At 40.3% G+C, this 25,377-nt stretch carries 26 protein-coding genes and 1 pseudogene; 13 read left to right on the top strand and 14 right to left on the bottom strand.

Annotation, left to right across the window (positions count from 1 at the left end; genetic code table 11):
* Positions 1-32: 32 nt before the first annotated feature.
* Positions 33-812, bottom strand: a complete 780-nt coding sequence (locus tag LDL79_RS08560) for a DUF1206 domain-containing protein (protein WP_225597378.1) — start codon at positions 810-812, stop codon at positions 33-35.
* Between the two features lie 23 nt (positions 813-835).
* The gene (locus LDL79_RS08555) at positions 836-1,726 is read right to left on the bottom strand and encodes a phosphatase PAP2 family protein (RefSeq protein ID WP_225597377.1); all 891 of its coding nucleotides are present in this window, start codon (positions 1,724-1,726) and stop codon (positions 836-838) included.
* Between the two features lie 404 nt (positions 1,727-2,130).
* On the opposite strand from LDL79_RS08555, the gene LDL79_RS08550 reads away from it, so the two are divergent.
* The 4 genes from LDL79_RS08550 to LDL79_RS08535 all read left to right on the top strand — a co-directional run bounded on the left by LDL79_RS08550 (position 2,131) and on the right by LDL79_RS08535 (position 7,435).
* The gene (locus tag LDL79_RS08550; RefSeq protein WP_225599912.1) at positions 2,131-4,557 is read left to right on the top strand and encodes a TonB-dependent receptor; all 2,427 of its coding nucleotides are present in this window, start codon (positions 2,131-2,133) and stop codon (positions 4,555-4,557) included.
* Between the two features lie 11 nt (positions 4,558-4,568).
* The gene (locus tag LDL79_RS08545; RefSeq protein ID WP_225599911.1) at positions 4,569-5,288 is read left to right on the top strand and encodes a DUF4198 domain-containing protein; all 720 of its coding nucleotides are present in this window, start codon (positions 4,569-4,571) and stop codon (positions 5,286-5,288) included.
* A gap of 281 nt (positions 5,289-5,569) precedes the next feature.
* Positions 5,570-5,872 (top strand): hypothetical protein, encoded by a 303-nt coding sequence (locus LDL79_RS08540; protein WP_225599910.1) that lies wholly within the window; start codon positions 5,570-5,572, stop codon positions 5,870-5,872.
* Between the two features lie 3 nt (positions 5,873-5,875).
* Positions 5,876-7,435, top strand: a complete 1,560-nt coding sequence (locus tag LDL79_RS08535; protein WP_225599909.1) for a PepSY-associated TM helix domain-containing protein — start codon at positions 5,876-5,878, stop codon at positions 7,433-7,435.
* Here the strand turns inward: LDL79_RS08535 and LDL79_RS08530 are convergent.
* Positions 7,426-8,250, bottom strand: a complete 825-nt coding sequence (locus tag LDL79_RS08530; protein WP_225599908.1) for a DUF6252 domain-containing protein — start codon at positions 8,248-8,250, stop codon at positions 7,426-7,428. The genes LDL79_RS08535 and LDL79_RS08530 overlap by 10 nt on opposite strands.
* Positions 8,251-8,504: 254 nt before the next feature.
* On the opposite strand from LDL79_RS08530, the gene LDL79_RS08525 reads away from it, so the two are divergent.
* From LDL79_RS08525 to LDL79_RS08495, 7 genes are all read left to right on the top strand, one after another.
* A complete protein-coding gene (locus LDL79_RS08525) occupies positions 8,505-9,047 on the top strand; it encodes a 30S ribosomal protein S16 (protein ID WP_167598613.1) in 543 nt (180 codons plus the stop codon).
* Between the two features lie 11 nt (positions 9,048-9,058).
* Entirely contained in the window at positions 9,059-9,583 is a 525-nt protein-coding gene (gene rimM / locus LDL79_RS08520) for a ribosome maturation factor RimM (RefSeq protein WP_225599907.1), read from the top strand.
* A 77-nt stretch (positions 9,584-9,660) separates the two neighbouring features.
* Positions 9,661-10,329 (top strand): tRNA1(Val) (adenine(37)-N6)-methyltransferase, encoded by a 669-nt coding sequence (locus LDL79_RS08515; protein ID WP_225599951.1) that lies wholly within the window; start codon positions 9,661-9,663, stop codon positions 10,327-10,329.
* Between the two features lie 137 nt (positions 10,330-10,466).
* On the top strand, positions 10,467-11,645 hold the full coding sequence (locus tag LDL79_RS08510; RefSeq protein ID WP_225599906.1) for an acyl-CoA dehydrogenase family protein: 1,179 nt from the start codon (positions 10,467-10,469) through the stop codon (positions 11,643-11,645).
* Positions 11,646-11,724: 79 nt separating this feature from the next.
* Complete coding sequence (locus LDL79_RS08505) at positions 11,725-12,501, top strand: DUF3050 domain-containing protein (protein WP_225599905.1); 777 nt, start codon at positions 11,725-11,727, stop codon at positions 12,499-12,501.
* 65 nt (positions 12,502-12,566) lie between these two features.
* A complete protein-coding gene (locus LDL79_RS08500) occupies positions 12,567-13,463 on the top strand; it encodes a metallophosphoesterase family protein (protein ID WP_225599904.1) in 897 nt (298 codons plus the stop codon).
* A gap of 8 nt (positions 13,464-13,471) precedes the next feature.
* A complete protein-coding gene (locus LDL79_RS08495; protein ID WP_225599903.1) occupies positions 13,472-14,203 on the top strand; it encodes an SGNH/GDSL hydrolase family protein in 732 nt (243 codons plus the stop codon).
* Between the two features lie 61 nt (positions 14,204-14,264).
* Here LDL79_RS08495 and LDL79_RS08490 read toward each other — a convergent pair whose 3' ends face one another.
* The 7 genes from LDL79_RS08490 to trmB form a co-directional block, all read right to left on the bottom strand.
* Positions 14,265-14,585: a 2Fe-2S iron-sulfur cluster-binding protein gene (locus LDL79_RS08490; RefSeq protein WP_072981317.1), complete on the bottom strand. Its 321-nt coding sequence runs from the start codon at positions 14,583-14,585 to the stop codon at positions 14,265-14,267.
* A 79-nt stretch (positions 14,586-14,664) separates the two neighbouring features.
* On the bottom strand, positions 14,665-15,573 hold the full coding sequence (locus tag LDL79_RS08485) for a hydroxypyruvate isomerase family protein (RefSeq protein WP_225599902.1): 909 nt from the start codon (positions 15,571-15,573) through the stop codon (positions 14,665-14,667).
* Between the two features lie 174 nt (positions 15,574-15,747).
* Entirely contained in the window at positions 15,748-15,990 is a 243-nt protein-coding gene (locus tag LDL79_RS08480; RefSeq protein ID WP_225599901.1) for a NifU family protein, read from the bottom strand.
* Positions 15,991-15,993: 3 nt separating this feature from the next.
* Entirely contained in the window at positions 15,994-17,130 is a 1,137-nt protein-coding gene (locus tag LDL79_RS08475) for an Mrp/NBP35 family ATP-binding protein (RefSeq protein WP_225599900.1), read from the bottom strand.
* Between the two features lie 249 nt (positions 17,131-17,379).
* Positions 17,380-17,727, bottom strand: coding sequence for an MGMT family protein (locus LDL79_RS08470; protein WP_167598606.1), 348 nt, complete (start codon positions 17,725-17,727; stop codon positions 17,380-17,382).
* Positions 17,714-18,346 (bottom strand): LysE family translocator, encoded by a 633-nt coding sequence (locus LDL79_RS08465; protein WP_072981307.1) that lies wholly within the window; start codon positions 18,344-18,346, stop codon positions 17,714-17,716. The genes LDL79_RS08470 and LDL79_RS08465 overlap by 14 nt, the downstream gene beginning before the upstream one ends.
* A gap of 6 nt (positions 18,347-18,352) precedes the next feature.
* Positions 18,353-19,027: a tRNA (guanosine(46)-N7)-methyltransferase TrmB gene (trmB, locus tag LDL79_RS08460; protein WP_225599950.1), complete on the bottom strand. Its 675-nt coding sequence runs from the start codon at positions 19,025-19,027 to the stop codon at positions 18,353-18,355.
* Positions 19,028-19,326: 299 nt separating this feature from the next.
* On the opposite strand from trmB, the pseudogene LDL79_RS17245 reads away from it, so the two are divergent.
* Positions 19,327-20,247 (top strand): annotated as a pseudogene (locus LDL79_RS17245) (glycosyltransferase); the annotation flags it as partial.
* Between the two features lie 87 nt (positions 20,248-20,334).
* On the opposite strand, the gene LDL79_RS08450 reads toward LDL79_RS17245, so the two are convergent.
* Positions 20,335-21,420 carry a sensor histidine kinase gene (locus LDL79_RS08450; protein ID WP_072981303.1) on the bottom strand — a complete coding sequence of 362 codons (1,086 nt, stop codon included), beginning with the start codon at positions 21,418-21,420 and terminating at the stop codon, positions 20,335-20,337.
* Entirely contained in the window at positions 21,421-22,104 is a 684-nt protein-coding gene (locus LDL79_RS08445; protein WP_072981301.1) for a response regulator transcription factor, read from the bottom strand. It abuts the gene before it with no gap.
* Positions 22,105-22,265: 161 nt separating this feature from the next.
* On the opposite strand from LDL79_RS08445, the gene LDL79_RS08440 reads away from it, so the two are divergent.
* On the top strand, positions 22,266-23,243 hold the full coding sequence (locus LDL79_RS08440) for a LuxE/PaaK family acyltransferase (RefSeq protein WP_225599899.1): 978 nt from the start codon (positions 22,266-22,268) through the stop codon (positions 23,241-23,243).
* A gap of 172 nt (positions 23,244-23,415) precedes the next feature.
* Here the strand turns inward: LDL79_RS08440 and LDL79_RS08435 are convergent, their stop codons facing one another.
* Positions 23,416-23,886 (bottom strand): Lrp/AsnC ligand binding domain-containing protein, encoded by a 471-nt coding sequence (locus LDL79_RS08435; RefSeq protein WP_072981297.1) that lies wholly within the window; start codon positions 23,884-23,886, stop codon positions 23,416-23,418.
* 90 nt (positions 23,887-23,976) lie between these two features.
* Positions 23,977-25,341: a saccharopine dehydrogenase family protein gene (locus LDL79_RS08430; RefSeq protein WP_225599898.1), complete on the bottom strand. Its 1,365-nt coding sequence runs from the start codon at positions 25,339-25,341 to the stop codon at positions 23,977-23,979.
* Positions 25,342-25,377 lie beyond the last annotated feature (36 nt).

The following is a 25,377-nucleotide window of genomic DNA, read 5'->3' as shown; positions in this document are numbered from 1 at the left end:
GCTGTCTAAAATATTCTTTCGGGCAGCTTTTTTTACATGAAAATCTTTCGGTAACGCACTTCGACTAAAACATAAAAGGAATACACAATAAAACCTAAAGCGATGATCCCTAAAATGAACGTACCAAAATTATACTGCATGTACGTAAAAGCAGCTTCTTTATTGGCGCTAGAAATATCCCTGTTGGTAAAAGCAGCATCAAGCAACAGCAATGCAGCCACTCCCAGCGTAAAGCCTCGGCTTGCATAGCCGATGATTCCAAAGGCTAAAGCCCACTTTTTAAAAGAATCAGGAATTTTGTCGTAATGTATGGTTTTTGTGAAGATTCGGGAGAATGCGATGTAAAATTCATTGCACGTGCCGCCAAGCATACCTATTGCAGCGCCAAGCACCACCACAGAACCCAAATCACTGTGTATAAAATCTTGAAAATCTGAGGAAGAAAACCAGTAAACGCCCGAAGCCTGCAGCGCCACCTGAATCGCATTTAAGGCAATAAAAGCATAAACCAAGCCTCCAAAACAGAAAGCGATGCGCTGTGCAAGACCGTTAAGACTGGTCCCATAATTTTCGTTATCTACAATACTCTCGTATACCCGCCAAAACACGTAGCCAAAAAGCCCGGCAGCAAAAAGAATAAGTATGGCTCTACCATATTCTTCTTTGACAATCACATTGAGCAACGTAGAAGTGCCTGCTTTGAAACCACCAAGGCCAAAAGCCTCTAAAGCCGTTACCACACCTATGCATAGAAAAAATAAGGCTTTAGTTAAAAGCCCTAAACGCGCGTAGATGTTTTTTTTTGATTTCAAAATAGAGCGCTGAACCTAAGCATTTAAAATTGAAACACAACACCTAATTGATTGCCTCCAAAGGTCAGATTCCATTCAAAATCTGACTTTTTCATGGCCATTCCATCTTCATCAGGGTTGTATTTCTGGTCATATTTACGATCTAGATATTTGTCTATGGCTTCCACTATAAAAGCACTCATCGCCCAACTTAGCGCAACGTCACTCGCCCAGTGTGCTTCCTCATAAATACGGCTTAATCCCGGGATCAAGCCAACGGCTATGATTCCGCCTTTTACCCATTTATTATCAAACTGCTTGGCGATGGCATAGGAAGTGGTGAAGGTCAATACTGCGTGACCCGAAGGAAACGAGCGATACGCTGCAGAACCTCCGTTAGGTTTGAAATGGTGATTACCAAATCCCGCACCCGGACGTGCTCGCCCTACCAAAGTTTTACTCAATTGCTGTAAAAATCCGGCTGCTGTTGCGGCAGAGATCATCAAAACCCCTGTGCGGCGTAATTTCTCATTTTTGGTAACGAGCCCGGTTAAATAAATTGCACCGGTTAGACCATAATTATTTTGTGGAGCTCCGGCGTAGCGCCCGTAACTGAGCAACACATCAGGAACGTCATCTTTATGCGATAAAAAATTATGGCGTATTTCGTCATCAAGTAAAAAGAGTCCGGTGGTTCCCGCGGCCACACCGCCTAATCTAAGAAAATCATCCCCTTGCCAATGCAACGGACGCGAATAGGCAAACCCCACGCCGGCAAATACATTACCCATATCGTAGGTAAAGTAATTCCATATATTTTTTTCTTTGGCAGTGGTGGGTTTATCAAAAAGATCTTCAACCGTATCCTCCTGAGAAAAACACATTTGACTGGTAAAAAGAAGGATTAAAAGACTTAGAGGTAAAATTTTATGCATACGTACAGGTTTACGAATTGAATACCGCTCGTTAGAATTCTTTGTAAAAATTATGAAAAACTCCAACTAGCCTATTCGGTCAAAATTAAAATAAAAAGAAGTTCCCGTTGAAAAGCTTAACATTTCAGCATCAACTTATAACATTTGCATAATGCCTTTTTAAGCAAATTATGAAGACATAAACCAAAAAGGCAATTGTTAAACTGCTATATAGTTGTCACCAATTCTACCAATAACTTGATTTATATTCAATCAAAACGGCTCTGATATTCAAAAAATCAATTTTTTTAAGCTTGTAATTAACAAACAGAAAATTATTTAAAATAAATCTAAATAAACTTTGACCCTCTAATTCTACCTAGTACATTTGCGCTCAAAATAATTTTAATTTAATCTAAATAGGTATGCGTAAATTTTTACAAGTACTCCTTTTTCTAGGAATTACTTTAAGCGCAGCAGCACAAGATGCTACTCTAAAAGGTTTGGTTACAAGCCAAAATAATACTCCACTAACTGGAGCCACAATAGAATTAAATCAAACCACCTTAGGCACCACTACAGATAACACCGGTGCCTTTGAATTAAACCGTGTGCCTGTAGGCGCATATCGTTTAAGTATCTCTTACGTTGGTTTTCAAACACTTTACGTAGATGTGTCAGTTAGTGCAAACAGCACGAAAGACCTTGGCACTATTCAGCTTGTTGAAGCTCAAGAAATGCTAGGTGTTGTAAGTATTAAGGGTAAAAAACATAACAAGTTTACCCGCGAGACGAGCGTAAGTGTTTCAAAAATGCCATTGGCTGATATTGAAAATCCGCAGGTTTACAACACAATCACGTCAAGCCTTCTTGAAGAGCAAATCGTAACCAACTTTGACGATGCTCTTAAAAACGCACCGGGTATTGACAAACTTTGGGAATCTACCGGTCGAGGTAACGATGGTGCAGGATATTACTCTTTACGTGGTTTTGCAGTTCAGCCTACTTTAGTAAATGGATTACCAGCCTTAACTAACGGAAGTCCGGATCCTGCTAATATTGAAAGTATTGAAGTGATCAAAGGCCCTTCAGGAACTTTATACGGAAGCAGCCTCATCTCTTATGGTGGTTTGATCAACATCACAACAAAAAGACCTTATTATGACTTTGGCGGTTCGGTATCCTATACTTCAGGAAGCTATGGTCTAAATCGTGTAACAGCAGATGTGAATACTACCTTAAGCAAAGAAAAGAACATCGCTTTACGTGTAAATACAGCTTATCACACGCAAAACAGCTATCAAGACGCCGGATTTAGAAAATCATTTTTCTTTGCTCCATCACTTGCATATCAAGTAAATGATCGTTTATCATTTTACATCAATACTGAATTTTATAATGGAAGAAGCACAAACCAGACGATGTTGTTCTTAGATCGTGGTGCTCCTTTACGGGTAACCAATATTGACGAGTTAGGTTATGATATCAACCGCTCTTACACCGGAAATGATTTGTATATAGATACGCCTACATACAGTTTTCAAGGGCAAATGAATTATAAGTTAAGCGACAGCTGGACCTCACAAACAGCATTCTCACGCTCTAATTCTAAATCTGACGGGTACTATTCCTATCTATACGAAGGAACCCAATACACAACCGTTGACGAAGGAATCGTGCTTAACCGTTACATCAGCAAACAAAATTCTGAAACTATCGCTACTGACATTCAGCAGAATTTTATTGGTGATTTTAACCTAGGAACTATGCGCAATCGTATGGTTGTAGGTCTTGATTATTTAAAAACCAACGTGATCAATAACAACTCGGCTTATGTAAGTAACGGTGGAATTTACATTGGTAATAACCTTCAAGAGTTTAATGAAGAAGTTTTAGGCATTACAGATCCTGCGAATTACACCGATGACAGCGGAATCTTAAATCAGCCGGGGACAGATGCATTACTTGCCGGAAGCCCTATCAATCCTTCAACAACAGAACAGGAGATTTTTAGCGCATACGCTTCAGATGTGATCAACATTTTACCAGAACTTTCTGCGATGGCAAGTTTACGTATAGATCGCTTTAGTAATGCAAACCACGCGCAGACTGCGCTTTCGCCTAAATTTGGTGTGGTTTACCAGCCAATCCTTAATAAAGTATCGGTTTTTGCGAATTATATGAACGGTTTTAGCAACGTAGCACCGGTAGACGAAGTTACCAATGGCGTAACTACCAACCGCGCATTAGATCCTGAGCACGCCAATCAATTTGAAGCAGGTACTAAATTCAATCTTTTAAACGGAAGACTTAGCGCTACTTTAAGCTACTATGATATTCAGGTTAAAGATCGCGCTTTGCGTATAGATGTTGATGCAACCAACTATTTCTACACTCAAGATGGAACGCAGGAAAGTAAAGGTTTTGAAGCCAGCTTTATCGCAAACCCTATAGACGGTTTGAACATCATTGCAGGCTACAGCTATAATGACAGCGAGTTGACTGAAGGCGCTGCAGATTTTGTAGGATTACGTCCAGAAAGCGCAGGTCCTCAAAACCTTGCCAATCTTTGGGCCAGCTACCAGTTGACTTCAGGTACTCTTGATGGATTAGGCTTTGGTTTTGGTGGAAATTACGCCAGCGAAAACAAAATCTTCAACCGTAACCTTGGTGGAACTTTCACAATTCCTGAATACACCATCTTGAATGCTTCGGTTTTTTATGGCACTCCTGACTTTCGCATCAGCTTAAAACTTGACAACATTGCAAACAAAGAATACTTTAAAGGATGGTCAACGATCAGCCCGCAAAACCAAAGATCTTTGCTTGCTAATTTCACCTATAACTTTTAATTAAAAGCTTTATGAAAACAGTTTATCTTCTAGTCCTTGCGTTGTTCTTAAGCGCTTCAAACAAAGCCTTAGCGCACTATTTGTGGGTAGAAACAGCAGCGACCGGCAAACAAAACAAAAAGCAAGAAGTACGTGTTTATTTTGGTGAGTACACCTACGGAGTAATCGAAGAAGTTGAAGGCGATGCATTTAAAGGTGTTGCAGACTTTAAACTTTGGTTGGTTGATCCTTCTGGGAAAAAAATGCAATTGAACACCACTGCAAAAAAAGATCATTTTGCAGCTGGATTCACTCCTACTGAAAAGGGCGCTTATCTGGTTTATCTTGAAAACCGAAACATCAATGTGCTGGATTATACCGAATATGATTTTGGGATTTTCAAACCAGAATATCAGTCGTTCAAGCAAGTGCTTGTAGGTACTGAAACACCAGTAGAAGTAAAAAAATACACCGAAGGACTTATCATCAAAGAGGTAAGCAATACTGCTGATGCGGTTAAATTACAGGTATTTTACAAAGGAAAACCACTAGCCGAAGGAGAAGGAACATTATCTATGAAAGACCTTTGGACTAAAAAAGTTACCACAGATAAACAAGGATATCTAAATTTTGACAAGCCTTTTGACACTAAATATATTTTAGAGATCACGCATAACGAAAAAGTGCCCGGCAAGTTCAAAGGAGATGCTTATGAGTTTATCTGGCATTGCGCAACCTATTGTAATTTATAATGAGTTATCTGGCATTAGCACTACTTATTTGCGGCTTTTATGTGTTGTATAGTACGTCTACTAAAATGCAACCTAAAAAAAAGCACGTCAAACCTCAAGTGTTTTACCGATACCCAATAAGATCCAAAATCAGCGGAGTACTCCTGCTGATTTTGGCATTTATACTCTTTACCATTGCAATGGGATTAGCAACCGGAATTTTCACCTGGTTTGTTTGTCTAATGACCGTAGGAAGCTTAATTGTACTTTTAAAACCTCTTGACCTTTTTAAAAGATAATTTATGCCAGCAAATTCTAAATATCTTACCTCTTCGGGATGGCAACGTTTTGGCAAAATAAGCGCAGGTATTCTAGGCGGTTATTTGGTTGCTCAGACGGCGCATCTCGCATTGGCTGCTTATCTAGATCACGTGGTGATCTTGATCACAGCCACGTTTAGTTTATTTATCGTTTGGGCGGTCTTGATCATTTTAGCTTTTTTAGCCAGAAATCCGTGGAAAATTTGGAGCTTATATTTAGCGATCAGTATTGTTTTTTCAGTTTTTATTTATCTGGCTCCGCCACTAGAAACACTACCTTCTTAACTTATGGGGCAACGCGTTTATAATATTCTTTTCAACCTGCATACCGTTAGTGGTATTGTGATCAGTGTAGCGCTTTATGTTATTTTCTTTGCGGGTTCGTTTTCTTTTTTTAGGGATGAAATTGTCGCTTGGGAGCGCAATGAGCAAGCTTTAAATGAAGATAACCTTCCGCAAGACATTGATCAAATCTTAACCCATCTGGATGAAAAATATGTGCTAGAGGGAAGAGATGTCAATCTCAAAACCTACTACGCCGAACGTGCAATTGCTGTTAATCTAAGCGCTTCAAAAGATAGTCTGGCGCCTGAAAAGGCAAAACAGGCTGCATTTTTTTATATCGATCCTGTCTCTTTAGAAGAGCAATCTTATACTGACGCCTATAGCCTGGGAGAATTTTTATATCGCCTGCACTTTTTTGCTCAAATATATTATCCCGTGGGTTATTACCTCTCAGGCTTTGTGGCGTTTTTCTTTTTATTTGCAATCATTACCGGCGTTCTCGTTCATTGGAAAAAGATAGTTTCTAACTTCTATACCTTCAGGCCATGGGCTAAGTTAAAAACCTTATGGACCGATGCACACACTGCATTAGGAATCTTAGGATTGCCTTTTCAATTTATTTTGGCAGTGACCGGTGCGTTTTTTATGCTCAAAGCATTGCTCGTTGCGCCTAGTGTATTGTCGCTGTATCACGGTGATCAGGCGCAATTGTATAAAGATCTTGAGTACGACATCCCGGTTTACGAATTCACGTACCAGCCCATTCAAGCACTTCCTTCGATCAATGCTTATATTGAAAAAACACAGCAAGAGTGGGAAGATTATGATTTAAACGAAGTTGCCATCCACAATTATGGCGATGCCAATATGCAGGTCACGCTAAACGGAAAATTAGACTATCAATCTAAATTTAACGCTCCCGGAAGTATCGTTTACACCCCTGCTACTTCAGAGCAACGCATTATTAAAGATCCGTATCAGCCGGCATCCTATCTCGATGCGGTAAAAAATGTTATGTTTCGACTTCATTTTGGAGACTATGGGGGCTATTTTCTTAGAGTCGTTTCTTTTATTCTGGGTATTTTATCTTGTATAGTCATTATATCAGGAGTCTTAATTTGGCTGGTTGCCAGAGACCGAAAAAATCTACCTGAGAAAAAACGCAAATTTTATAATCGCGTAGCGCGTATTTATATGGCAATTTGTCTAAGCATGTACCCTGTTACCGCAGCGGCTTTTATTGCTGTTAAGGTGAATCAAGGCGCCGGCCAATCATTTCTTTATTGGTTTTACTTTCTCTTATGGGCTGTCTTAAGTGTTTTTCTTATTCTAAAAAAAGATCTCAAATATATGAGTGATTTCTGCTTACTTTCCGGTGGATTTTTAGCAGTCCTCATTCCCATCTGCAACGGAATATTTAGCCAAGCTTGGTTCTGGCAAACCTTTGCTCAAGGCCACGTGCAAATTGCATTTATAGATGTCTCTTGGATCGTGCTCGCTATTATTAGTTTTTTCGCATTCGCGAAATCAAAAAAGTCAAAAACGAAACTTGCTTACAAGTAATTGAACCCAAAGGTTCCCTGAGTTACTTGAATGGTAGATGCCCCTTGCGCGGTAAAAGAGAACGTACCTCCAATGGATCCTTCTTGCGTATTATGCGAAGTGATGGTCACCGTGCCTGATTGTACAAGCGTATTGAATCCGCTAAAATAAGCCGCTTGATACGGACTATCAACAGTAAAATCTGTTAATGGATAGGTGCCTTTTTCTATCGTTCTGGGAAGTCGAAGTCTAATATTAGCGGTGTTGTTTGCTCCTGTTCCGGTGATAAAATTAGGCCCCGCCGATGCGCTTACACTGGGTGGCGTAAAAGCCGTACCGTTTATTCTGCAATAAAAAGAATTAGGGACCACAGGATCTAACACCGGTGGTACAGGTTCAAAATAATAGGGTATTTCATAAAAAACACCTTTGGTGAAATATACTTCGGTAGTATCTACAGAGGTCACTGCTCTAAACCTGAATGTGCCGGTATACGTACTGTCTGAAGCACGCTCTACAATCACCTCTCCTTCTCCATCAAAATTGGTAGAAAATACTTTTCCTCTTACGTTGGTATAATTTGCCCGCGCAGCATTTGTAGGACCTAATTCAAAAGTACCCTCGCCATAATTAGGCAAAACCAGTTGCACCGTTTGCGTTCCCAAAGACCCATAAATAGTTACTTCACCAGCATCGGTAAGTTCGTAACGCATCGCATCGGCTTTGTAAAAAACAGTGTCACGAACCCCTTGAAAAGCCGGACTGTTAAACGTAATATCATCAGAGCACGAACAAAAAAGCAGCACGCTCATCGCAAATAAAAAGTACTTAATCATAGCAGTAGTACGGTTTAGCAAACTAATCTCAAAATGCACTTTACCCTTAACAGCAAATTTTATAAATGCTAAGCAAAGTGACATTCTGGTTAATTGGGTTAAATTTAGAATTTTATCTTCCAAAAACATGTTGACAGCCAGAAATTTGTGGTATATTTGCGCCCTCATTTAGAGAAGCTGTCTTAATACTATTCATTTTAAGATAGTTAATTACAAATTATAACCGGGGTCGGGTACCCCAAAAATTAATTTTTATGCCAGTAAAAATCAGATTACAGAGACACGGTAAAAAAGGTAAACCTTTTTTCTGGGTAGTAGCGGCAGATTCGCGCGCTAAACGTGATGGTAAATTCTTAGAAAAACTAGGTTCTTACAATCCAAACACAAACCCTGCGACTATTGACTTAGACGTAGATTCTTCAGTAAAATGGTTGCAAAACGGGGCTCAGCCTACCGAAACTGCAAAACGTTTACTTTCTTACACCGGTGTATTGCTTAAAAATCACTTAGCTGGTGGTGTGCGTAAAGGTGCATTAACAGAAGAGCAAGCAGAAGAAAAATTCAATGCTTGGGTAGAAGAAAAAGCTTCTAAAGTTGAAGCTAAAAAAGAAGGTCTTACTAAAGCTCAGGAAAAAGCACGCAAAGAGGCTTTAGCTGCTGAAAAAGCGGTTAACGAAGCTCGTATCGCTGCTGCACAACCTGAAGAAGAAGTAGCTGAAGAGGCTGCTCCTGAAGCAGAAGCAACTACTGAAGAAGCTCCTGCTGCTGAAGAAAGCAACGAAGAAGAGGCTAAGTAAATCGTACCACGATGCGCAAAGAAGAATGTTTCTATCTGGGCAAAATCGTGCGAAAATTTAGCTTTAAGGGCGAGTTACTAGCAAAGCTAGACACAGACGAACCCGAAATGTATGAAGAATTGGAATCAGTATTTGTCGAATTTAACGGCAATCTGGTTCCTTTTTTTATACAATCGTGCCAACTGCACAAGTCTACTTTATTACGCATAGATTTTGAAGATGTCAACACCGAAGAAGATGCAGAAGATCTTGTAAATGCTGAGCTGTATCTACCGCTATCTATGCTTCCTCAACTTGAAGGTAACAAGTTTTACTACCACGAGATCATTGGCTTTAAAGTAAAGGATATCTATTTTGGTGAAGTAGGCACCATTACCGGTGTTAACGATAATACCGCTCAAGCCCTTTTTGAAATTGATCACAAGGGTAAAGAAGTGCTTATCCCAATAAATGACGACTTTATCAAAAAAGTAGATCGAAACACTAAAACCATCACTCTAGATACGCCCGAAGGGCTTATTGGTATTTATTTGTAATAGTATTCTCAACCGGTTACGTTTTGACAAAACCTTTTCAATTCAAACAATTTACTGTTCACCAGGATCGCTGTGCGATGAAAATAGGTACCGATGGCGTTTTACTCGGTGCCTGGACGCCGGTAGACCATAATCCACTTTCGATACTTGATATTGGTACCGGTACAGGGGTTATTGCACTGATGCTCGCCCAACGCTGTGATGCAGAACTTGTAGATGCGCTAGAGCTTGATGAAGATGCTTATGAGCAGGCGGTAGAAAATTTTGAAGCTTCGCCTTGGGGCGATCGCCTTTTTTGTTATCACGCACATCTCTATGAGTTTGCAACCGAAATCGAAGATACTTACGATTTAATCACCTGCAACCCGCCATTTTTTGAAGGAAATGCTCCGCAAGCCGAGCAGCAAGGTTCTGCCCGTGAACAGGCGCGTTTTGAAGAATCTATGCCGTTTGAACTGCTTGTAGCTTCGGCCAATAAATTGCTCAATCCTAACGGAATATTCAGTGTGGTGATTCCTTATAATCGTGAGCAAGAATTTATTGATCTCGCTGCCCAAGGAAATTTATTTCCGAAGAAAATAACCCGTATAAAAGGAAACGCTCAGGTCGAAGCAAAACGCGCTCTGCTGCTTTTCAGCAGAACACAAACCACTCCGCAAAAAGACGAATTAATTATCGAAATTTCGCGCCACCACTATACCGAAGCTTATCAAGAACTGGTAAAAGATTTCTATCTAAAAATGTAAGCTTGTCTTGCGCTATTGAAAATTTTAAAGAATTGTTTCTGATGCTTTAGCAAAATGCTAAATTTAGATAGTTACAAAACACAATCTTTAAAGCATTAATAATTCAACAGCTTAGGCTGTTTTTCAATAAGCACTTTATGAAACCTGATCTTTTTGAAGCTCCCGATTATTACAACCTTGATGATCTTTTAACCGAAGAACACAAACTTGTGCGAAGCGCTGCTCGCGATTGGGTGAAACGCGATGTTTCTCCTATCATTGAGGAAGCTGCCCAAAAAGCTGAATTCCCTAAGGAAATCATTAAAGGTCTTGCCGAAATTGGTGCTTTTGGTCCATACATTCCTGAAGAATACGGTGGCGCCGGTTTAGACCAGATAAGCTACGGTCTCATCATGCAAGAGATTGAGCGTGGCGATAGCGGTGTACGCTCAACAGCTTCAGTGCAGTCGTCGCTGGTTATGTATCCTATTTTTAAATTTGGTACCGAAGCACAACGCAAAACGTATTTACCCAAACTTGCCAGCGGTGAATTTATGGGTTGCTTTGGCCTTACTGAACCTGATCACGGTTCTAACCCCGGCGGGATGGTCACTAATTTTAAAGACAAAGGCGATCATTACCTATTGAACGGAGCCAAAATGTGGATCTCAAATGCTCCATTTGCAGATATCGCGGTGGTATGGGCAAAAGATGAATCCGGGAGAATACACGGCTTGATCGTTGAGCGTGGTATGGAAGGTTTTTCTACGCCCACAACGCATAATAAATGGTCGCTGCGTGCTAGTGCCACCGGCGAACTCATTTTTGATAATGTAAAAGTTCCGAAAGAGAATTTGCTACCTAATAAGTCAGGCTTGGGTGCTCCTTTGATGTGTTTAGATTCGGCACGCTTTGGGATCGCCTGGGGTGCCATAGGCGCTGCGATGGATTGTTATGACACGGCGTTACGCTACGCAAAAGAACGAGAGCAATTTGGTAAACCCATTGGATCTTTTCAGCTTCAGCAAAAAAAACTTGCAGAAATGATCACCGAGATCACTAAGGCGCAACTTCTTGCCTGGCGTTTGGGAAGTCTTAGAAATGAGGGCAAAGCAACTTCAGCACAGATCTCAATGGCCAAACGCAACAATGTAGAAATGGCACTTAAAATTGCCCGCGAAGCTAGACAAATACTGGGCGGAATGGGCATCACCGGTGAATACAGCATTATGCGTCACATGATGAATTTAGAAAGTGTGGTCACTTATGAAGGTACGCACGATATTCATCTCCTCATCACCGGAATGGATGTTACCGGCCTCAATGCGTTTAAATAATAGCAGTATAAGGATTATCACGGGTTAAAATAGCATATAGTCAAATTGGTTTTTTTAATTTTGCAAAAATTTGTTTTTGATGATTAAGTATATCAATAAGGCGATTGCACCGTATCAGGACGAACTGTTAAATCACACGCTCTATAAAAAATTACGCACTCCGGCAGATCTGCAATCTTTTATGCAGCATCACGTGTTTGCCGTTTGGGATTTTATGTCTCTTCTTAAAGCGCTACAATTTGATCTAACTAAGGTTTCAACTCCGTGGTACCCTATTGGTAATCCTGAGATTCGCTACTTGATCAATGAGATCGTTCTTGCTGAAGAAACAGACATCAATATGGAGGGTAAGCGCCAGAGCCATTTTGAAATGTATCTGGATGCGATGAAAAAATCTGATGCTTCTTTAGAGCAAATCAATAGTTTTTTAAACCACATCACGCACGGCACAGACGTTTTCTTAGTCATCGCCGTGAGTGACATTCCAGAAAGTGTAAAGGAGTTTTTACGCTTTACTTTTGAGATTATTGCTGAAGGAAAACCGCACAAGATCGCTGCTGCTTTTACCTTTGGTCGTGAAGACTTGATCCCAGATATGTTCAGTAAGATCATTACTGAAATACAAACCAATTTCCCAAAACAAGACTTGAGCTTGTTCAAGTATTATTTTGATCGTCACATTGAACTGGATGGTGACGAGCACGGACCAATGGCTTTAAAAATGATCGAAGAACTCTGCGGAACCGATTCGCTTAAATGGGAAGAAGTAAAACATACAGCAGTCGAAGCACTACGCAGACGCATCGTACTCTGGAGCGGTATTGAACAGGAAATAACCGATAAAATCACCGCTTAGATTTTCACATTCCCGAGGTCCCTTTTAATAATATCCTAAGTCGTATCTTAGCTTTAAAAGCTTAGATGTCTTCTACAACACGTTTTGATCGTGCCTTTGCTAATGCGCCGGTAATTCCGTTTTCAGACGAAAGCAAATTTATTCTGTTTAGCGATTGTCATCGCGGTGATAATAGTGGCGCAGACGATTTTGCTAACAACCGAAACATCTACTTTCACGCGCTCAAGCAATATTATCAAAACGGGTTTACCTATTGCGAACTTGGAGATGGTGATGAGTTATGGGAAAATCTTTCGTTTGATACGATCTTTGAATCCCACAAAAATGTTTACGGTCTTATGCAGCAATTTTATGCTGAAGGACGCCTGCATTTAATTTGGGGAAATCACGATATGGTTTACAAAAATCAAAACTATGTAGAAAAGCACCTTCACACATTTTTTGACCGAAAAACAGACAGCGACCAACCCCTGTTCCCGGGAATAAAAGTGCACGAAGCGCTTATTTTAAAACATACCGAAACCAACCAAGAACTCTTTCTATGCCACGGGCATCAAGCCGACTGGATGAATTATGTTGCCTGGCAGTTTAACCGCTTTATGGTACGTGTTTTGTGGCGTCCTTTACAGGGCGCAGGAATTTCAGATCCTACGAGTCCCGCAAAAAATTATTACGAACTCATAAAAGTTGAACGCCGTACAAAAAAATGGATCACCCAACGCGACAATCAGTTTACGATAACCGGCCATACACACCGGCCACGATTTCCAGAACCAGGAGACATTGCTTATTTTAATGACGGAAGCTGTGTACACCCACGCAGTATTACGGGTTTAGAAATCGAAAATGGCGCAATAACGCTTATAAAATGGCAAATTGCGACTACTGAAGACGGCTTTTTAAGAATTATACGTATTCCGCTGGAAGGCCCGCAAAAACTGATAGCTTATCATACAAAATAAAAAATATTATGCTTAAATACATAAGTGCTTTAGTAGCACCCGTTATCATCTTTGCCATTTTAGGCTGCGCTGATGGTGACGACAACACTAGTGAAATAGAAGAAATTCCGACAAATACTTCAGAAGCAGATTATACCTATCTGGCTTTGGGAGATAGTTATACCATAGGGGAAAGCGTTTGTTCTACGTGCAGGTTTCCCATTCAACTTAAAGAACAAATTGAAGAGCAAACAGGCAGCACAGTTGAAACTGATATTATCGCAACTACAGGATGGCGCACCGATGATCTTATCAACGCGATCAATACCGAAAAACCTTCTGAGAATTATGATTTTGTCACCCTACTTATAGGCGTGAATAATCAATATCAAGGACGCAGCTTTAGTCAGTATGAGACTGAGTTTCCTCAATTATTGATGACAGCGATCAATTTGGCAAAAGGTAAAAAAAACCGAGTGATAGTCGTTTCTATCCCTGATTATGCGTACACCCCATTTGGTCAAAATAGCGGAAATCCTGAGCAGATCTCTGAAGAAATAGATGCGTATAACGCTTATGCCAGAGAAGTTGCAGAACGCCGTGGAGTGCGCTTTATAAATATCACCGATATTACCAGAAGAGGGATCGCTGAGCCTAATCTCGTTGCGCGCGATGGTTTGCACCCTTCAGCAGATGCTTATGCTGAATTTACCGAACGGCTCTCTCCTTTTGTTTTGAGTTTGCTTCGAGAGCAATCTTAGATACTAAAAAAGGGACATTGATAAACTCAAGTCCCTTTTTTAATGCTTTTATAACTGTGATTTAACTCTCAGGTGCCAGTTTTACTTCTAGCCCGTGTAAGTCTGAAGTAATAGGAATCTGACATCCCAGGCGGCTATTTTCTTCTACATTAAAAGCTTCAGAAAGCATCGCTTCTTCATCATATCCCATTTCATTCAGCTTATGCTCAGAAAGCACGTAGCACTGGCAAGAAGCGCACATCGCCATTCCGCCGCAGGTACCTTCAACCGGAAGTTCATACATTTTACATACTTCCATCAAGTTTAAATTCATATCAGTGGGTGCCTCCAGTGCGTGAGCCACTCCTTCACGGTCTATTACTGTAATCGTAACATCTTGCATAGTGCTGTATTTTGACCTGCAAAATTAGTAAAAATCCTGCTTTAAACCGTTTAAAACCCTACTATTTTACTAGGATTATTTAAACGTCACAGATTTTGATTCCTTCTTTTAGCGCTTTGATCTTATCCGGATAGGTTGGAATAAATTCCTGTGCTACAAATCCGCCGTAACCCGTTTCTTTGATCGCTCGCATTATTGCAGGATAATTAAGCTCTTGCACCTCAGTAATCTCATTGCGACCGGGTACGCCCCCCGTATGATAATGCGCAAAATATTGATGATAATCCTGAATGGTGCGTATCACGTCACCTTCCATAATTTGCATATGATAAATATCATACAATAACTTAAAATGCTCAGAGCCTAAACGCTCGCAGAGCGCTACACCCCAAGGAGTATTGTCGCATTGGTAATCTGCGTGATCAATTTTGCTGTTAAGCAGTTCCATAATAAGCACAACATTTTTTTCTTCGGCTTGCTTTACTAAAGGCGCTAAACCTTCGGCACAGTTAGCCAAACCTTCTTCCTCGCTCAATTCACGCTTGTTTCCTGAAAAAACGATCACATTTTTAATCCCGGCTTCGCTCGCCTGATCTATAAGCTTTGCATACTGCTCTTGAAGCGGTTTATGGTTTGTGGGATCATTAAATCCGTTAGTGATACTCGCAAAACTATCGGTAGCTACTGCACATTCTAAACCGTATTTCTTGGCGGTTTCCCATTCTTCAGGTTTGAGTAAATCAATTCCTTTAAGTCCTAAAGCTGCTGCTTCTTGTGCAAATTCTTCCAGCGGAAAAGAATTATAACACCAGTAGCACGCCGAATGATTGATATTACCCTTAAGCGCCTGATCTTCTTCAACCGCAGTAGTCTGTGGTTTGTCTTGATTGGCATCTTTACAGCTTAAAGCTGAAATACCTAAACTAACACCTCCTGTGGTTAGCGCAATATTTTTTAAAGCGTTTCTTCGGCTTTTAGAGTGACTCATGGTTGTGATTTTAAAATAACAAAAGCTAAATATACTATTTAAATGTAAATTTTACGTTTAAAATTCATTTCCAAACATTACTTAATCGGCCTTTCTGAGATCGTTAGGCTCAAAAAAAAAGCTGCCCAGTTTTCCTGGCAGCTTTCACTTTAAAATAATGTACATGGAAGCCTTTTAAGCCTCCATATTGATCACACGCTCAATTTGTGGCGCGTGCTTTTTTATCGTCATTTCAACACCGCTTTTAAGTGTCATCTGATTTACACTACACCCTACGCAAGCACCTTCTAATTGTACTTTTACAATCGTGCCGTCCTCGATAGAAAGCAACGAAATATCACCACCGTCATTTTGTAAAAACGGACGGATTTCTTCTAAAGCTGCTTCAACCTTGCCTTTTAATTCTGTGTCTGTCATATCTTATTTTTTAACGGCGGCACAGCCAGCCATAGTTGTAATTTTCACAGCCTCTGTTGGAGGCAAATTATCGTTGCGCTTCACCAACTCTTCAACGCTGTTACGCGTCATCGTCTCAAAAGCTTCTGATAAGATGGTATCATCTTGTAAAGCTGCAGGTCGACCTACATCTCCTGCCTCACGAATACTTTGCACTAACGGAATTTGCGCCAGTAACCGCACATCTAAATCTTCGGCTAAATTACGTGCACCTTCTTTTCCAAATATAAAATATTTATTCTCAGGCAACTCCTCTGGAGTGAACCAAGCCATATTTTCTACGATTCCTAAAACCGGCACATTGATACTTTCTTGCTGAAACATCGCCACCCCTTTTTTAGCATCGGCTAAAGCTACATTTTGCGGTGTACTCACCACAACTGCACCGGTAAGTGGCATCGCCTGTACAATACTCAAGTGAATATCACCCGTTCCCGGAGGAAGATCTACTAAAAGAAAATCAAGCTCGCCCCAGGCAGCATCAAAAATCATTTGATTTAAAGCTTTTGACGCCATTGGTCCACGCCAAACCACAGCCTGATCGGGTTTTGTAAAGAAGCCAATAGACAAAATCTTCACCCCGTAACTCTCTACAGGTTTCATTTTCTGTTTACCATCTTCTTTTACCGAAAGGGGTTTTTCGTCTTGTACATCAAACATAATCGGGATTGAAGGCCCGTAAATATCTGCATCGAGAATCCCTACCTTAAAGCCCATTTTTTGCAAGCTCACTGCTAAGTTTGCCGTAATTGTAGATTTTCCAACCCCTCCTTTACCGGAAGCAACAGCAATGATATTTTGAATCCCGGGAATTGGCTTCCCTTTAATCTCATTTACCTGTTTTTTTTCAGGAGCATCTACACGTACATTAACCTTTACTTTAGCCTTCTGGTGCACCTCAGCGTGAATCGCTTTCAGGATTTCAACTTCGGTTTTCTTCTTGGCTTGTAAACTTGGGTTTTTTATCGTGATATCAACAATAACTTCATCTCCAAAGGTAACCACGTTGGTCACCGCGCCGCTTGTCACCATATCCTCGCCTTCTCCCGGCACACTAATGGTTTTTAAAGCGTCATAAATTGCTAGTTTTTCTAACTTCACGTTGTCGTTCTTTCATTAATTCTATTGCTGCAAATATAGGCTGAAATCTTCAGAACTCGAAAGAGTTATTTGTTATCTGACCATTGAAAACCCTTATGTTTTCCACAGAAAAAACAAGCCTAGAATTGCGCTATTAATTAGCCTTGTCACAGCCTTGAGCATCCCCGTCTTCGCACTATCGCGCTATAATTAAAATGCATTTCTAACATCTAGACATTGGGAGCTGCTTAAGTTAGTCTACTAGTCGGTTTACTCATCAAAACCTATCACCTCCACCGGATCCCAAAAATGCTTTTTAAAATCCTGAAGTTGATCGTCTACCACGGTATGCCCTTCGCTCTCTAGTAATTGTTGCATTAAATGCGTTCCCGGGAAGTGATGTTTTCCGGTTAACAATCCGTTACGGTTTAATACGCGATGCGCCGGCACATCTTCCATAGCTGAGGCACCATTCATAGCATAACCAACCATTCTCGCACTTCGTGGAGCTCCCAGACATTTAGCAATAGCCCCATACGAAGTCACTTTTCCGTAGGGAATCTTGCGAGCGACCTCGTATACTTTTTGAAAAAAATTAAGCGTTTCAGGTTTTGGCATACAGCATACGTATAAGCGTGAGAATTACCAGAACGATCATCAGCGCAGCCATAAAATAATTAGAATATTTGGCGAAGTTGCGCGGCTCGTGTTGAATGCGATTAAAGCCCACCACATAAAGATATAAAGCTGTAAACGTCCCTGATGCAGCAGCCAGTGTAAACAAACCTATCTCTAACCAGCCGTTATTACTCACACTTGTGATATTAAATGCAGCACTTAACGCACAGAAATACGGAATAGGCAACACGTTGATCACCGCAACAAAAAGTCCTTTCGCGAAACTTCGGCGCCCGCTGTGTTTAGGGATCTTAACTTTTTTTACGCGATTTTTTTTAGCTGCAACAAAAAAGTATACTGCTAAAATGCCAAAAATCACAATCCCGGTGCGCAGTAACGTATTACGCACCACCGGATGACTAAAAATATACCGCGCTAATAAAATGGCCACAAAAGCCTGAATCAAGACCACGATTGACGCGCCTATAGCCACAAGCACTCCGTTACGCATCCCGCGATGCACGCAGGTTTTAGCAACAGACATGTTTACTAAACCCGGTGGCAAAACCCCTAAAAAGGCCGCAAAATAAGTAATGAAAAAGAGCTTGGTTATTTCCACAAATACTTAGTTTATCTTGAACTTAATGTAGGTAATAGGTTTCCCTTTTTCAAGATACTGTTTTTCATAAAATGTCTGAATACCAACCACTTCCTTTGGCGCCTCGTGATTGATATAAATGTTATGGTGCGCATATAAAATCTCGTGCCCCAGCCCTTCTAAAAGTCCTAAGGTATAACCGTGCATATACTCACTATCTGTCTTTAAATGCATCAACCCATCAGGTTTTAAGATCGCTTTATAGCGTGCTAAAAACTCAGGGTTGGTCATACGATGCTTGGTGCGCTTGTACTTGATCTGAGGATCAGGAAAGGTGATCCAGATCTCTGAAATTTCGTTTTCGGCAAATGCTTTATCAACCAGCTCAATCTGCGTACGCAGGAAACCCGCATTGGTGATATTTTCCTCCAAGGCTGTTTTTGCTCCACGCCAAAAACGAGCTCCTTTAATATCAATACCCAGAAAGTTTTTTTCGGGAAAACGCTGCGCCAAACCAACGGTATATTCTCCTTTCCCACAGCCTAATTCTAAAACAATAGGCTTATCATTATTAAAGAAATCACGATTCCAATTTCCTTTTAAGGGAAACTCTTGATCAGTCAATTCTTCCCTTTTGGGCTGAATGACATTTTCAAAAGTCTCATTTTCGCGAAAGCGTTTTAATTTATTTTTACTTCCCAAAAGCTCTGATTTCTTATTCCTACCGCGGATGTTACTATTCTGACGACTAAAATGCCGTATACTAATCATCACCCCGGCATTTTAAAAAAATCGGCTCAAATATACGTGTACTCTTACAAATGCACTGCGTATTATTTAGGATTATCGGTGCTAACATCTACGTAACATTTCGAAATTAATTTAAAATACTAAATAACAGCTATTTAAAAATTTAAATTTACTATACTAAACCGTAATTTTAATAGTTTGATAAACTAGCTGAAACATTTAGTTTTCAGTGATGTTACAACTTTGTATCAATGAAATTACATAAAACCATATTGGTCGCTCCGCTGAATTGGGGTCTTGGGCATGCTACCCGAAGCATTCCCATCATTTACGCGCTTATCGCCGAAGGTTTTGAGGTGATTTTAGCAAGCGACGGTATGGCGCTTACGCTGTTGCAAAAAGAATTTCCGCAGTTAGAAAGCATCGAGTTGCCTTCTTATAAAATTGAATACGCAAAAAAAGCAAAACGCTTTAAATGGAAAATGCTTTTACGCAGTCCAAAAGTGCTCAAAGCCATCAGGCAAGAACGTGAGCAACTTAAAAGTTTGGTAAAAACTAAGAAAATAGATGGTGTAATTTCAGACAATCGCTTGGGCTTATATCATACTGAGATTCCTACCGTATTTATCACGCATCAACTTCAGGTTTTAAGCGGAAGCACTACCCGACTAACTTCTGCGATGCACCGCAATTACATCAAGAAATTTGATGAATGCTGGGTGCCTGATTTTGCTGAAGAATCAAACCTCAGCGGAAAACTTGGGCATCCTAAAAAGTTTGAGATCCCGGTAAAATACATTGGCGCTTTATCCCGTCTTGAGCCGGTAGAAACGACTTCTAGCTATGACATTATGGTGTTGCTTAGCGGTCCTGAGCCCCAGCGCACAGAACTAGAAGAGCTTTTAATGCACGAACTGAAGCACTACAAAGGTCAGGTGCTTTTCGTGCGCGGTGTAGTTGAAGAAGAGCAAACAGTCACGCGTAAAGAGCAGGTTAAAATTGTAAACTTTATGGAAACTGAAGATTTGCAAAAAGCCTTATGCGCAAGTGATCTTATTATTTGTCGTTCAGGATACACGACCGTAATGGATTTGTATAAGCTGAAAAAGAAAGCTTTTTTTATTCCAACTCCCGGCCAAACCGAACAAGAATATCTTGCTAAGCGTCTGCACAATTTAGGCATCATCCCGTACAAGGATCAGGAAAAATTCAGTTTAAAAGATTTGAGTAAGGTTAAGGTATATAGTGGTTTTACCTCATCATTTGACCAAGTCAGATTTAACCAGGGGAGCTTCAGGGAGCTCTTCGGCCTTTTCAAGGGTGAACGAAAACTCAGATCCCACTCCAAAGTCGCTTTCAACATAAATCTTTTCGTCATGGGCTTCAATGATGTGCTTGACGATAGAGAGCCCAAGTCCTGAACCACCTTCACGCCGCGAACCGCTTTTATCCACGCGATAGAAACGTTCAAACAGTCGTGGAATATGCTCTGAAGAAATCCCTTCACCATTATCAGTCACACGCACAATTACTTTATTCTGAATAAGATTTTCTATCGAAATCTCTGTGGTTCCGTCTTGTTTTCCATACTTTACTGAATTTACGATAAGATTGGTCAACAACTGCTGAATACGCTCCCGATCGGCATTAACCATTATAGGATAATCATAATCCATATCTGTGGTGAGCGTAATATTTTTCTTCGCAGCTTCCATCTCTAGCAACTCAAAAGTATCGTTGACCAACTCGACCATATCAAAATATTCATACCGAATATTAAGATCTCCCACTTCGAGCTTAGCGATCATATCCAGGTCGTTAACGAGATACACCAAGCGCTCAATAGATGCTCCTGCACGCTTCAAATACTTTTTACGTACCGATTTGTCTTTCATCGCCCCATCAAGAAGCGTCAAAATATAACCTTGCGCAGTAAACAAAGGTGTTTTGAGTTCGTGCGCCACATTCCCCATAAATTCCTTTCGGTATTCTTCTCTGATTTTAAGCGATTCTATCTCTAACTTTTTGCTTGCAGCAAAACGCTCTACCTCTTTTGTAAGGCTAGACATATCTGTCGTGATCTGACCACGACGCAAAGAGGTTACATCCAGAAGCGTAACGTCATCATAAATTTGCTTGACCCTGTTGTAGATAAATCGTTCTACCCGCACTTGGATCAACAAAAAAGACAACGCAAAACACACCAACGCAAATAGAATGGTAAATACCCAATCTATGCTGGCGGTCATATAGAAAAAAACGCTCACAAAGAGCGTTAAGGCTACCGTGATCATCAGTGATGAAAACACTGCAAAACGGTATGATTTTTTAAAATTTACTGCCATTTAAACCACAAATTTGTACCCTACACCTTTAATGGTTTTAAATTTTTTATCGCCTATTTTTTCACGTAGTTTTCTAATGTGAACGTCTATGGTTCTGCCACCTACAACCACTTCATTTCCCCAAACTTTGTCAAGAATATCTTCTCGCTTAAATACTTTCCCGGGTTTTGAAGCAAGCAAAGAAAGTAGTTCAAACTCTTTACGTGGCAGCACCATTTCTTTCTTGTCTTTAATGATCTTGTATTCTTCACGATTGATTACCAGATCACCTATTTTAACCGAACTGTCACCCTCTTCTTCCTCTTTAAGACGACGCAGTAGCGCCTTTACTTTACTTACTAAAACTTTGGGCTTGATAGGCTTAGTAATATAATCGTCAGCACCGGCATCATAACCGGCAACTTGTGAATAATCCTCTCCGCGCGCCGTTAAGAACGTTATGATCGTTTCTTCGTGACCCGGCAGTTTACGTATTTGTTCACAGGCTTCGATACCATCCATCTCAGGCATCATCACATCAAGAATAATAAGATGCGGACTATTCTTTTTAGCTGCTTTTACCCCTTCTTTTCCGTTTGAAGCGGTAATGACTTGATAACCTTCATTACTCAGGTTATACCCTACAATCTCAAGAATATCCGGCTCGTCGTCAACAAGCAAAATCTTAATCTCTTTTTTCTTCATAAGACTAAAAATTTAATCGAATCGTAAAGATACATTTTAATATTTGGCACGGTCATGCTAACTGCATTGGTAACATTTAGATAAACTTAGCTTGCTTTAAAAATAATAAATGTTAGCCTGCTTTTTGATTTTAAATAACTTTACATCCTCTAAATTTATGTATGCTTCCAGATTCTATATTCCAAATTCAAACCCAAGATCAGTTTAAAGAACTTGCCTTAGCATCGTTTAATTATCAGTGGGAGCATAACACCATTTACCGTCAATTTTGTGATCATTTAAAAGTTGATCCTGCTGTTATTACTCAGCTTGATCAAATTCCGTTTTTGCCCATTCAATTTTTTAAAGAATTTAAAATCATAGCTTCAGAAGAAGCTGTTCAAACGATATTTACCAGTAGCGGAACTACCGGCAGCATCACCAGCAAACATTATGTCACCGATCTACAAGTGTACGAGAAGAGCTTTCGCGAAAGCTTTAAACTGCATTATGGCGCTATTGAAGATTTTACGGTGCTTGCATTGCTCCCGTCTTACCTGGAACGCGATGGTTCGTCTCTTATTTATATGGTTGACTGTTTGATCAAAGACAGCAAAAAACGGGATAGCGGCTTTTATCTGAATGATTATAATACTTTGAGCGAAAAATTAAAACGTCTGGATGCCGCAGGCGAAAAAGTGCTTTTAATTGGGGTTTCTTTTGCGTTGCTTGATCTTGTCGAGCAATTTGAATTTAAGCTGAAAAATACCATTGTGATGGAAACCGGCGGTATGAAAGGCCGAAGAAAAGAGCTTATTAGAGAAGAATTACACGCAATTCTAAAAGAAGGCTTTGGTGTAACTGAAATTCATAGCGAATATGGTATGACCGAATTGCTTTCGCAAGGCTATTCTAACGGAAATGGGATTTTTACAAATCCGCCTTGGATGCAGGTTTTTATGCGCGATACCGAAGATGCTTTAAACTATGTAGCGCCCGGAAAAACCGGCGGAATCAACGTGATCGATCTCGCCAATCACTATTCGTGTCCTTTTATCGCGACTCAAGATTTAGGTAAAAAACTCGATGAAAACCGCTTTGAGATTTTAGGTCGCTTTGACACGTCAGACATTCGCGGCTGTAACTTGATGGTTTTGTGATTTTTTTGAAAAAAAGATGTAAGGTATCTCCTATATAACCGACTCAATAAATGTTCATAATTGGTTGGTTAGTTAAGTTGGAAAACCCGGTTACTTGATAAGAAAGAGTGCCGGGTTTTTTATTGGCTCCGCTAAAGGGGTTCAAGAGCTTTAAGGCTTCTTTCTGAATCTCTTAGATCTGAATCTGACGTTCTATCTGCTGATTTAACGAGATAAACGTTTCGGTTCTTGAAACGCCATCAATCGCCTGTACTTTTTTATTTAAAAGATGCATTAAGTGTTCGTTGTTCTTACACAGGATCTTGATAAAAATAGACCAGTTCCCGGTCGTGTAATGACACTCCAAAACTTCCGGGATTTCTTCAAGCTGCTTAACAGCTTTAGGGTTGCTCATCGCCCGATCTAAATAGATCCCAATAAACGCCATTGTGTTATATCCTAAAATTTTTGGGTCTATGGTAAACTTAGAGCCGGTGATCAAACCCGATTTTTCTAATTTTCTGAGACGTTGATGTATCGCAGCTCCAGAAATCCCGACTTGACGAGCAATCTCTAAAATGGGTTTACGTGCATCATCCATCAATTGACGAAGAATAATTTTATCAATTCCGTCTATTGCTATTTGTTCGTTTACGATTTTCATAACCTATAGTATTTCAACTAAAAATAGCAATTAACTCCATTACTATAAGCGTAACCCTATAAAAAACTTTAAATTTTTAATCAGTCTGATTTATTGATGGTGCGGATTGTACCCTAAATAAGGCACTTCATATTCCTTAAAAACAATACCATTCTCTTCCAACTCATCTAAAATTGGATTGTAAACTTCACGCCGTATCGGCAGCTGAACACCGGGAGTAGTGATCTCTTTGTTCAGTATTTTGAGCGCTGCAATACCTACCGGCAAACCAACAGTTTTTGCCATTGCAGTGTAGGTTTGATTGGTGCCAACACTTACCATCGTCGCATCAATTTGTTTCTTTTCGCCATTGATCTCGTAACCAAACTTATGATACATCACGATCATATCTTTATCGGTTTCCGCTAGCGTCCATTGATCTTCCAAAATTCGCTGCAAGCATTGCGCGGGTGTTGCTTCTTTCAACCCTATTTTTCTATTGTCATCAAACAAGTTAAGCTCTAACAATTTATCCCAAAGCAAATCATCCTGATCAATTTTAAGCATATGACGCAACTTGAGCTGCACAGAATCGGTAGGTGAATACGGTAAAAACAGGTTGGTAAATTCGCGATAGCTCATCGCTTCGGTGTCTTGTAAGGTATAGCTATCATCAGTCATTCCTAGTTGAACAAAAAGATTCCAAGCGCGAGAAAATCCTACACGGCGCATCGTACCGCGATAGAGCGTTAAAATATCTTCAAGACCGTAAATGCTTCGGTATTTTAAGGAGTTTCGGTTGGCATAGGCTTCAAATCTTCCATAGCCTTCCACATCAAGAAATTCGGTTCTTCTGAATAACCGCTGATACGGAATATACTTATAAGTACCTTCTTGAATAAATTCTGCAGCGCCACCTTGACCGGCAAGCACCACGTTTCTGGGATTCCAAGTGAATTTATAATTCCAAAGATTCGTATCACTTTCGGGAGCGACTAAACCACCACAAAAAGACTCAAACAACAGCATTTTCCCGCCAGCATCACGAACTCGGTCAATCACCCGCATCGCGCTCATATGATCAATCCCCGGATCAAGACCTACTTCATTCATAAAGACAAGCCCTTTCTTTTTTACCTCGTTATCAAGCTCTAGCATCGCATCACTTATGTAGGAAGCCGTGACCAGATTTTTATTAAGCGTAAGGCAATCGCGTGCCACGTCAATATGCAAACGCGCAGGAAGCATACTTATAACAATATCGGCTTTGCTGATTTGCTGCTGACGTTCTTCAGCATTCGCGATATCTAGTGTCATCGCATTAGCACAGGCAAGATTTCCCACCAACCGTTCTGCTTGAGCCGGATCACGATCTGCAACCGTGAGTTGCAATTGTTCTACGGAAGCCTTGTCTGCCAAATATTTTATGAGTTGCGCAGTAGATTTTCCTGCACCAATAATCAAGATGTTTCGCATAATAAAAGCGTATTTTTACATAGTATAATTTAGACA

It is taken from the genome of Leeuwenhoekiella palythoae (genome assembly GCF_020310025.1).
In the GTDB taxonomy this organism is placed as follows: Bacteria; Bacteroidota; Bacteroidia; order Flavobacteriales; family Flavobacteriaceae; genus Leeuwenhoekiella; species Leeuwenhoekiella palythoae.
Note: the sequence above shows the minus strand (reverse complement) of the source record. Positions and strands in the feature narration are given on the sequence as shown.